Here is a 9,126-nt window from a genome sequence, read left to right on the forward strand (position 1 = left end):
GCCCTGCTGCTGCCGCCGGCGCTGGCCAGCAATGATGCCGCCATGCGCGTCCTGCGCCGGGCCTGGAAGCCGGTGCAGCGCCTGGCCCTGCCGGCCGCCGGCGTGGCGCTGCTGCACATGGCCGTGGTCCACGATGCGATGCGCCTGGCGCTGGCTGTGGCCGCCATCGTGGGCGGGCTCCAGATTGTCCGATTTTTCCCTGTAACCAGAAAGGCATGACAATGCGCACGATGATGATGGCGGCCTGTGCAGCAGCCCTGATGGCCACCCCGGCCTTCGCCACCGGCAAGATGAAATGCGACGTGAAGCCGGAAGACAGGAAGCCGATCGAGGCGCTGAAGGCCGAACTGGTCAAGCAGGGCTGGACCGTTGCCAAGGCCAAGCTGGATGGCGGCTGCTATGAAGTCTATGGCGTGATGCCCGAAACGGGCCGCGTGGAAGCCTATTTCCACCCGGTGACGTTCGAGAAATTGTTCGTCGAACAGCGCGGCAAGGTGATCTTCCGGAAGGGCTAGGCCTTCGCGGCCTTCGGCTTGGCTGGCGCGGGCTTGGTTTTGGTCTTCGCCGGCTTGGCCGCCTTCAGCTTCGCCACCTCGGCCTCCAGCTCGTTGATGCGCAGGGCCTGGCGCACGATGATGTCCTGCATCGCGGCGATGTCGGGGCTCACCGGCGGCGGCGTGGCAGCGGCTTGGGGGGCCATCGGCGGTTCCGGCGGGGTGGGTGGCGGCGGCTCGGCCGCTTTCGGTGTCACCACTTCGGCGTCCACCACGTCGTCGTCGCGGCGGAAGATGCCGGCCTCGCGCGCCTTTCTCACCAGCGGGGCAGCGGCCACCGCCAGCTGCATCAGGCTTTCGATCAACGGATCATTGCTCTTGGCCATGCATCATCCTTGGCACCGGGGTCACTGACTGTTCTAGCCGAATATAGCAGTCAGCGGCCCGGTTTCAAGGATTGGCCCCTATTCGGCGGCGATGCTGGCGGTATCGTCGCTGAGCGGGTGCGCCAGCCGGCTGACCATTTCCTTCGGGCACACCTGCCAGATGGCGCCGCGAGTGCGGTCCCACTCGGCGAGCAGCCCCGCCGCCCATTTTGATCCGGTCTCGCGGGCATGTTCCTCGATCAGGCCATGCACCTGCGCCTCCCAATGGGCGCTGGCCAGCCGCTGCACGATCACGCTGTCACGGTTCACGGCGCGTTCGAACTGGCCGTCCTGATCCAGCACGAAGGCCATCCCGCCCGACATGCCGGCGGCGAAATTGTCGCCCACCGGGCCCAGGATCACGGCGGTCCCGCCGGTCATATATTCGCAGCCGTTGGCACCGCAGCCTTCCACCACCACCTGCGCGCCGCTGTTGCGCACCGCGAACCGTTCCCCGGCGCGGCCGGCGGCGAACAATTTGCCGGCGGTGGCACCATAGAGCACGGTGTTGCCGATGATGGCATTGTCCTGGCTGGCAAGCGGTGAGGACACCATCGGCCGCACCACGATGGTGGCGCCCGACAGGCCCTTGCCGACATAGTCATTGGCCTCGCCGAACACCTCGAGCTTGATGCCCTGCACGGCGAAGGCGCCCAGCGACTGGCCGGCCGAACCGCGCAACCGCACATGCACATGGCCCGGTTGCAGGCCCGCCATGCCGAAGCGCCGGGTGATCTCGCCCGACAGCCTTGTGCCCACGGCGCGGTGGGTGTTCCTGACCGTGTAGGCCAGCTGCATCTTCTCGCCGCGCTCGAACAGCTGCGCGGCATCGCGGATCATCTCGGCATCGAGGCTGTCGGGCACCGGGTTGCGCCCGTCGCCCAGGCCCCAGCGCCGCATGGCATCGGGGGCATCGACCTTGGCCAGGATCGGGTTGAGATCGAGATCGTCGAGATGCTCGGCGCCGCGGCTGACCTGACGCAACAGCTCGGTGCGGCCGATGACATCGTCGAGCCGGCGGAAACCGAGCCGGGCGAGGATCTCGCGCACCTCCTCGGCCACGAAGCTCATCAGGTTGATGACCTTTTCGGGCGTGCCGGCGAACTTGGCGCGCAGCGCGTCGTCCTGCGTGCACACGCCCACCGGGCAGGTGTTCGAATGGCACTGGCGCACCATGATGCAGCCCATCGCCACCAGGCTCATGGTGCCGATGCCATATTCCTCGGCGCCCAGGATGGCGGCGATCACCACGTCGCGTCCGGTCTTCAGGCCACCATCGGCGCGCAGCTTCACGCGGTGCCTGAGACCATTCAAGGTCAGCACCTGGTTGACTTCGGACAGGCCCATTTCCCACGGCGTGCCGGCATATTTGATGCTGGTCTGCGGGGAGGCGCCGGTGCCGCCGACATTGCCGGAGATGAGGATCGTATCGGCGTGCGCCTTGGCGACGCCAGCCGCCACCGTGCCAATGCCGGCAGAGCTGACCAGCTTCACGCACACCCGCGCCCGGGTGTTGATCTGCTTCAGGTCATAGATGAGCTGGGCGAGATCCTCGATCGAATAGATGTCGTGGTGCGGCGGCGGGCTGATCAGCGTTACGCCCGGCGTCGAATGTCGCAGCTTGGCGATCAGCTCGGTCACCTTGAAGCCGGGCAGCTGCCCGCCCTCGCCGGGCTTGGCGCCCTGCGCCACCTTGATCTCGATCTCCTCGCAGGCGTTCAGATAGTCCGCGGTCACGCCGAAGCGGCCCGAGGCGATCTGCTTGATCACGCTGTTGGCATTGTCGCCGTTGGCATAGGGCACGAAGCGCTGCGGATCCTCGCCGCCTTCACCCGACACCGCCTTGGCGCCGATGCGGTTCATGGCGATGGCCAGCGTTTCGTGCGCTTCCGGGGACAGCGCACCCAGGCTCATGCCCGGGGTCACGAAGCGCTTCCTGATCTCGGTCACCGATTCCACGGCTTCCAGCGGGATTGGCCTAGTGCCCGGCACGAAATCGAGCAGATCGCGCAAGCTGATCGGCGGCAGCGCCTGCACCCCGCGGCTGAACTTCACATAATCGGAATAGCTGTCGCGGCTCACCGCCGTCTGCAGCAGGTGGATGAGATGGCCGCTCCAGGCATGCGCCTCGCCGCCGGCGCGCCAGCGATAGAGGCCACCCACCGGCAGCGCGATCACATCCTCGTCCCAGGCCTTGTCGTGGCGCAGCTGGGCGTTGATGAATAGCGATTCGAAGCCCTCGCCCGAGATCTTCGCCGGCATGCCGGGGAAGAAATCGTTGACCAGCGCGCGCGACAACCCAACCGCCTCGAAGTTGTAGCCGCCGCGATAGGAGGAGATCACCGCGATCCCCATCTTGGCCATGATCTTCAGCAGGCCATCGTCCACGGCCTTCCTGTAGCGGGCGACACAATCATCGAGCGAAAGCGCACCGAACAGGCCGCGGGCATGGCGATCGGCAATGGCCTCCTGCGCCAGATAGGCGTTCACCGTGGTGGCGCCGACGCCGATCAGCACCGCGAAATAATGGGTGTCGAGTGCTTCGGCGGCGCGCACGTTGATGCTGGCATAGGTGCGCAGGCCCTTGCGGACGAGGTGGGTATGGACCCCCGCCGTCGCCAGGATCATGGCAATGCTGGCACGCTTCGCGCTCTGGTGCTCGTCGGTCAGGAATAGCTGCGTCTTGCCCTGGCGCACCGCGGTCTCGGCCTCGGCACGCACGCGGGCAATGGCTTCGCGCAGCGCGGCCGGGCCGCCGGCGATGTCGAAGGTGCAATCGATCTCGGCCACCTGGCGGCCGAAATGGTCCTTCAGCACCTGCCAGTCGCGGTTGGACAGCACGGGTGAGTCCATCACCATCACCCCGGCCTGGGTGGCGCCTTCATCGAGGATGTTGGTGAGGTTGGAAAAGCGCGTCTTCAGGCTCATCACCCGGGTTTCGCGCAAGCTGTCGATGGGCGGGTTGGTGACCTGGCTGAAATTCTGCCGGAAGAAGTGCGACAGGTTGCGTGGCAGATCGGAAATCACCGCCAGCGGGGCATCATCGCCCATGCTGCCCACCGCTTCCTTGGCGTCTTCCACCATCGGCGCCAGGATCAGCTCCATGTCCTCCAGCGTCTGGCCGGCGGCGACCTGGCGGCGCCTGAGGTCATCGCGGCCATAGGCCGGGCCGGGTTCCGGAGCGGCCCGGCCGGGCAGGCTTTCGAAATCGGTGAAGCCGGCCACCAGCGCTGCATAATCCTGCGCGCCGGCCACCTTCGCCTTGATCGCGGCATCGCTGTAGAAGCGGTCCGCCGGGGCATCGAGATCGACCGCGATCATCTGGCCGGGGCCGAGCGCGCCCTTCTTCACCACCTCGGCTTCCGGCACCACCACCATGCCGGCCTCGCTGCCGGTGATGAGCAGGCCATCGCGTGTCAGGCAATAGCGCATGGGGCGCAATGCGTTGCGGTCAAGACCGGCCACCACCCAGCGGCCATCGGTCATGGCCAGCGCCGCCGGCCCGTCCCACGGCTCCATCACCGACGCGAAGAAGGCATACATGGCGCGCGTGGCGGGATCGAGCGTGTCGTCCTTCTGCCAGGCCTGCGGGATCAGCATCAGCTTGGCGGTCGGCGCATCGCGGCCCGACCGCACGAAAGCCTCGAACACCGCATCCAGCGCCGCCGTGTCCGACGCGCCGGCCGGGATCAGCGGCTTGATGTCTTCCGAATGCTCGCCGAACGCGGACGCGGCCATCTTGATCTCGTGGCTCTTCATCCAGTTCGAATTGCCGCGGATCGTGTTGATCTCGCCATTGTGCGCGAGGCAGCGGAACGGCTGCGCCAGCCACCATTGCGGGAAGGTGTTGGTGGAATAGCGCTGGTGATAGATGGCAAAGCGGCTGATGAACCGCTCGTCGTTCAGATCGGGGTAGAACTGGCTCAGCGACTCGGCCAGGAACAGCCCCTTGTAGATGAGCGTGCGGCACGACAGCGAGCAGAAGTAAAAGCCCTGGATCTGGGCCTCGATCACCTTCTTCTCGATGCGGCGGCGGATCAGGAACAGGTCCTTCTCGAACTGGTCCTTGGCGTCATTGCCTTGCTGCTTCGGCCCGGCGATCATGATCTGCTCGATCTCGGGGCGGCTCTGCATCGCCTTCTCGCCGATGCAGCTGATGTCCACCGGCACCTGGCGCCAGCCATAGACCTTGTAGCCAAAGCCGATGATTTCCGATTCAACGATGGTGCGGCAGGCTTCCTGAGCGCCAAGATCCGTCCGCGGCAGGAACACCTGGCCCACCGCCAGCAGGCCGGCCACCGGCTTCTGGCCATGGCGTTCGACATGTTCGTGGAAGAAATCCACCGGGATCTCGACCAGGATGCCGGCGCCGTCACCGGTCTTGCCGTCGGCATCCACGGCGCCGCGGTGCCACACCGCCTTCAGGGCATCGATGGCGGCCGTCACCACCCGGCGCTGCGGCCGGCCGTCGATGGCGGCAACCAGGCCAACACCGCAGGCATCGCCCTCGAATTCCGGACGATACATGCCACTATCGGCAAGGCGCTGCCGCTCGGCTTCGCTGGCGGTAAAGTTGGGAAGTTCGGTCATGGCGTGTCTCACTTGGCCGCGGCGGGCTGGCTGTTCAGCGGCGCCAGCGCGGCGCGCAGCTTCTGCTGGTTGGCCTGCATGGCTGCATCGATCTTCTGGCCGATGCGCGTCGCGCTGGACTGGGCGATCTGGTTCGCCACCAGCGGCTGCTTCTTCTGCAGCGCCTGGCCGAGCGGGCTGCGATAGAAGGCGATGAGGCCATTCAGTTCGGCCAGCGTGAACTGGCGCGCATAGGCGGTGGCGGCATCGGCCACCACGGCGTTCAGATTCTGGTTGATGACGCCCTGGGCAATATCGGCCTGGATGGCGCCGGCTTTCGCCAGCACCGGATCGAACTTCGCCTTGTTGGCCTGATAGGCGGGCACGAAGCCTGGCTGCTGGGCCAGCATGGCGCGGATCACCACGCCCGACCGCATCTGGTTGACCGTATTGCTCATCTGCGCCTGCAGCTGCGGCTTGATGCCCAGCTGCGCCACCAGCGCGGCAGCAGCCTGCTGGGCGGCCGGGGAAATGGCAGCGGGCTTGGCCTGGGCGAAGGCCGGCCCGGCGACCAGCAGGGCAAGGGCGGCGAGGAGGCTCTTCATGGCATGTGTCCTGTTCATCAGGCGGCGCGCGCCGCGGCGGTGCCAGCGCGGGCCTTGAGAAACGCGTGCATCTGCTGCGCCACGTCGCGGCCATCGCGCACCGCCCACACCACCAGGCTGGCGCCGCGCACGATGTCGCCGGCGGCGAACACGCCATCGAGCCCAGTCATCATGGTGCGATGGTCAACGCGCAGCGTGCCCCAGCGGGTGACCGGCAGATCGGGCGCGCCGAACAGCGCCGGCAGATCCTCGGCGTCAAAGCCGAGTGCCTTGATCACCAGATCGGCCCGGGCGGTGAAGCGATTGCTGCCATCGGGTTCCGGGCTGCGGCGACCATCGGGGCCGGCCTGGCCCAGCCGCATCGCCTGCGCCACCACGCCGGTGGCCGTGATCTCGGCCGGGGCGGCGAGCCACACGAACTCGACACCCTCTTCCTCGGCATTGGCCACCTCGCGTGCCGAACCTGGCATATTCTCGCGGTCGCGGCGATAGAGGCACTTTACGCTGGCGGCGCCCTGGCGGATGGCGGTGCGCACGCAGTCCATCGCGGTGTCGCCGCCGCCGATCACCACCACATGCTTGCCAGCGGCATCGAAGCGCGCCGCATCGGGGATCTCGTCGCCGAAGCCGACCTTGTTGGCGGCGATCAGATAGTCGAGCGCTTCCAGCGTGCTCGGCCCGTCGGCGCCCGGCACCTCGACGGCGCGCGCCTTGTAGACGCCGGTGGCCACCAGAATCGCGTCGTGGCGGGCGCGCAGATCGGCCAGGCTGGCATCCACGCCCACGGCAAAGCCCTGGTGGAAGTGCACGCCGCCGTCGCGCAGACGCTCGACGCGCCGCATCACCACCGGCTTTTCCAGCTTGAAGCCGGGGATGCCATAGGTGAGCAGGCCCCCGGCGCGGTCGTGCCGGTCATAGACATGCACGTCATAACCCTTCACCCGCAGCGCCTCGGCGGCGGTGAGGCCGGCCGGGCCGGCGCCGATGATGCCCACACTTTGCCCACTGCGGTCGGCCACCGGCAGCAGCGGCTTCACCCAGCCATTCTCCCACGCGGTGTCGGTGATGAACTTTTCCACCGAGCCGATGGTGACGCTGCCGAAGCCTTCTTCGATCACGCAATTGCCTTCGCACAGCCGGTCCTGCGGGCAGATGCGGCCACAGATCTCCGGCATGGCGTTGGTGGCCGACGAGACTTCATAGGCTTCTTCCAGCCGGCCTTCGGCAGTCAGCTTCAGCCAGTCGGGGATGTTGTTCTGCAGAGGGCAATGGACCTGGCAGAAGGGCACGCCGCACTGGCTGCAGCGCCCGGCCTGCTCCTCGGCCTTGGCGAGGATATAGGGGCGGCTGATCTCGAGAAAATCCTGCGCGCGCTCGTCGGCGGTGCGCTTGGCCGGATAGGCCTGCCCGCGATCGACGAACTTCAGCAATTTTGTTGCGCCCATGGCCGCCCTTCCTTGTCGTGCGGCAGGCGAAACCACAAAGCGGCCCGCCTGTCACGCGAAAAGCGACAATTGGGACAGTATTTATGCCCTAAATCGTGGCAAGTTGGTCGGCAGCCTCGGCAAGCCCGCCATATTTAAGGCCGATACGGCCCTATCGTGCCAACAGCCAGATCAGCGCGGCGCTGCCGGCGACGATTCGGTACCAGGCAAAGGGCGCGAAGCCGAAGCGACTCACCAGCGCGACAAAGCCCTTCACCACGATGAGCGCGACCACGAACGACACCGCAAAGCCGATGCCGATCGCGCCCAGGTTGGAGGCATCGAGGGCATCGCGGTTCTTCCACAGCATCAGCGCGGTGGCACCCGAGATGGTGGGCACGGCAAGGAAGAAGCTGAACTCCGCGGCCGTCCGCCGGTCCACCCCCAGCATCAGCGCCGCCATGATGGTGGCGCCCGATCGCGACACGCCGGGGATCATGGCCACGCACTGCCCCAGCCCGATCAGCACCGAAGTGCGGGTGGACAGCGCCTCCACCCCCGAGATGTGGGCTGCCCCCATGCGCCGTTCGATGAGCAGGATGGCAATACCGCCGAGGATCAGCGACACGGCGACCGTGATGGGGCTTTCCAGCAGCGCTTCGACCGCCTTGATGAACAGCACGCCCATCACCGCGGCCGGCAGGAAGCCCAGCGCCACGTTGCGCAGGAAGGCGATGGCGCCCGGTTCCCGCACCCGCAGCCCGCGCGCCACGTCCACGAAGCGGCCCCAATAGGCCACCAGCACGGCAAGGATGGCGCCGGACTGGATGGCGATGTCGAAGGTGGCGCCGGCCTCGCCCGAAAAGCCCAGCAGCTCGCCGGCCAGGATCAGGTGGCCGGTGGAGGAGACCGGCAGATATTCGGTAAGCCCCTCGACAATGCCCAGCAGGATGATGGTGAGCAGATCCGGCTGGTTCACGCCGCCATCCTGGCAAAGCGGCCGCCGGGCCGATAGCGCTGCATCATCTGCGGCACAAAGGCGCTGAGCGGCGTGGGCGTGACACCCAGTTCCATCAAGCCCGGCAAGCCAGCTGTGCAGATATTGCCCAGCTTCAGCATCGCCAGCTGGTCGCTGTTCATCGGCATGAAGGGCAGTATGTCGCCCAGCTTCGCGAGCAGGCCCGAGGTGAAGTCCGACAGCGGCACCACCGGGCGATCAAGTCCGGTAAGATCGGAGATCATCTGCAGGATGGCCCGGAAGCTGAGGACGTCGGGCCCGCCCAGCTCGAAGATGCGCCCGGCGGCATCGGCGCGGCCCAGCGCTGCCACCACGGCATCGGCGACATCGCGCACATAGACCGGCTGAAACAGGCTGTCGGGCGAGATCGCCGGCAGCGCCGGCGCCAGCCGGGCCATGCCGGCAAAGCGATTGAAGAACTGATCCTCTGGCCCGGCCACCAGGCTGGGACGCAATATGGTGGCGGTCGGCATCGCGGCCAGCACCGCCTGCTCGCCCCGGCCCTTGCTGCGCGCATAGGCGATGCGGCTGGCGGGATCAGCGCCGATGGCCGAGACCTGCACGAAGGCCCGCGCCCCGGCGGCGGCAGCG

8 protein-coding genes are annotated in these 9,126 nt (G+C 67.1%); 2 read left to right on the forward strand and 6 right to left on the reverse strand.

Annotated features, from left to right (window positions below; translation table 11 throughout):
• Together GJV64_RS07635 and GJV64_RS07640 are read left to right on the forward strand one after the other, a co-directional pair.
• A partial coding sequence (locus tag GJV64_RS07635) for a hypothetical protein (RefSeq protein ID WP_408014973.1) occupies positions 1-219 on the forward strand: 219 nt, incomplete at its 5' end.
• A complete protein-coding gene (locus tag GJV64_RS07640) occupies positions 216-515 on the forward strand; it encodes a PepSY domain-containing protein (protein ID WP_164156670.1) in 300 nt (99 codons plus the stop codon). The genes GJV64_RS07635 and GJV64_RS07640, both read left to right, overlap by 4 nt.
• On the opposite strand, the gene GJV64_RS07645 is transcribed toward GJV64_RS07640, so the two are convergent.
• From GJV64_RS07645 to GJV64_RS07670, 6 genes are all read right to left on the reverse strand, one after another.
• The gene (locus tag GJV64_RS07645) at positions 512-880 is read right to left on the reverse strand and encodes a hypothetical protein (protein ID WP_164156669.1); all 369 of its coding nucleotides are present in this window, start codon (positions 878-880) and stop codon (positions 512-514) included. The genes GJV64_RS07640 and GJV64_RS07645 overlap by 4 nt on opposite strands.
• Before the next feature lie 78 nt (positions 881-958).
• Positions 959-5,509 carry a glutamate synthase large subunit gene (gltB, locus tag GJV64_RS07650; protein ID WP_164156671.1) on the reverse strand — a complete coding sequence of 1,517 codons (4,551 nt, stop codon included), beginning with the start codon at positions 5,507-5,509 and terminating at the stop codon, positions 959-961.
• A gap of 8 nt (positions 5,510-5,517) precedes the next feature.
• On the reverse strand, positions 5,518-6,093 hold the full coding sequence (locus GJV64_RS07655; protein WP_164156672.1) for a DUF2059 domain-containing protein: 576 nt from the start codon (positions 6,091-6,093) through the stop codon (positions 5,518-5,520).
• 17 nt (positions 6,094-6,110) lie between these two features.
• Positions 6,111-7,538 (reverse strand): NAD(P)-dependent oxidoreductase, encoded by a 1,428-nt coding sequence (locus tag GJV64_RS07660; RefSeq protein ID WP_164156673.1) that lies wholly within the window; start codon positions 7,536-7,538, stop codon positions 6,111-6,113.
• Positions 7,539-7,689: 151 nt separating this feature from the next.
• Positions 7,690-8,496: an undecaprenyl-diphosphate phosphatase gene (locus tag GJV64_RS07665; protein WP_164156674.1), complete on the reverse strand. Its 807-nt coding sequence runs from the start codon at positions 8,494-8,496 to the stop codon at positions 7,690-7,692.
• On the reverse strand, positions 8,493-9,126 hold a 634-nt coding region (locus tag GJV64_RS07670), incomplete at its 5' end, for a sugar nucleotide-binding protein (protein ID WP_164156675.1). The genes GJV64_RS07670 and GJV64_RS07665, both read right to left, overlap by 4 nt.

The sequence above is a fragment of the Sandarakinorhabdus rubra genome (assembly GCF_010994245.1).
Classification (GTDB): Bacteria; Pseudomonadota; Alphaproteobacteria; order Sphingomonadales; family Sphingomonadaceae; genus Sandarakinorhabdus; species Sandarakinorhabdus rubra.

What these genes read in the sequence shown, in the direction of transcription:
- GJV64_RS07640 (WP_164156670.1), top strand. Translation starts at nt 216, where the DNA reads ATGACAATGCGCACGATGATGATGGCGGCCTGTGCAGCAGCCCTGATG.
- GJV64_RS07645 (WP_164156669.1), bottom strand. Translation starts at nt 880, where the DNA reads ATGGCCAAGAGCAATGATCCGTTGATCGAAAGCCTGATGCAGCTGGCG.
- gltB (WP_164156671.1), bottom strand. Translation starts at nt 5,509, where the DNA reads ATGACCGAACTTCCCAACTTTACCGCCAGCGAAGCCGAGCGGCAGCGC.
- GJV64_RS07655 (WP_164156672.1), bottom strand. Translation starts at nt 6,093, where the DNA reads ATGAAGAGCCTCCTCGCCGCCCTTGCCCTGCTGGTCGCCGGGCCGGCC.
- GJV64_RS07660 (WP_164156673.1), bottom strand. Translation starts at nt 7,538, where the DNA reads ATGGGCGCAACAAAATTGCTGAAGTTCGTCGATCGCGGGCAGGCCTAT.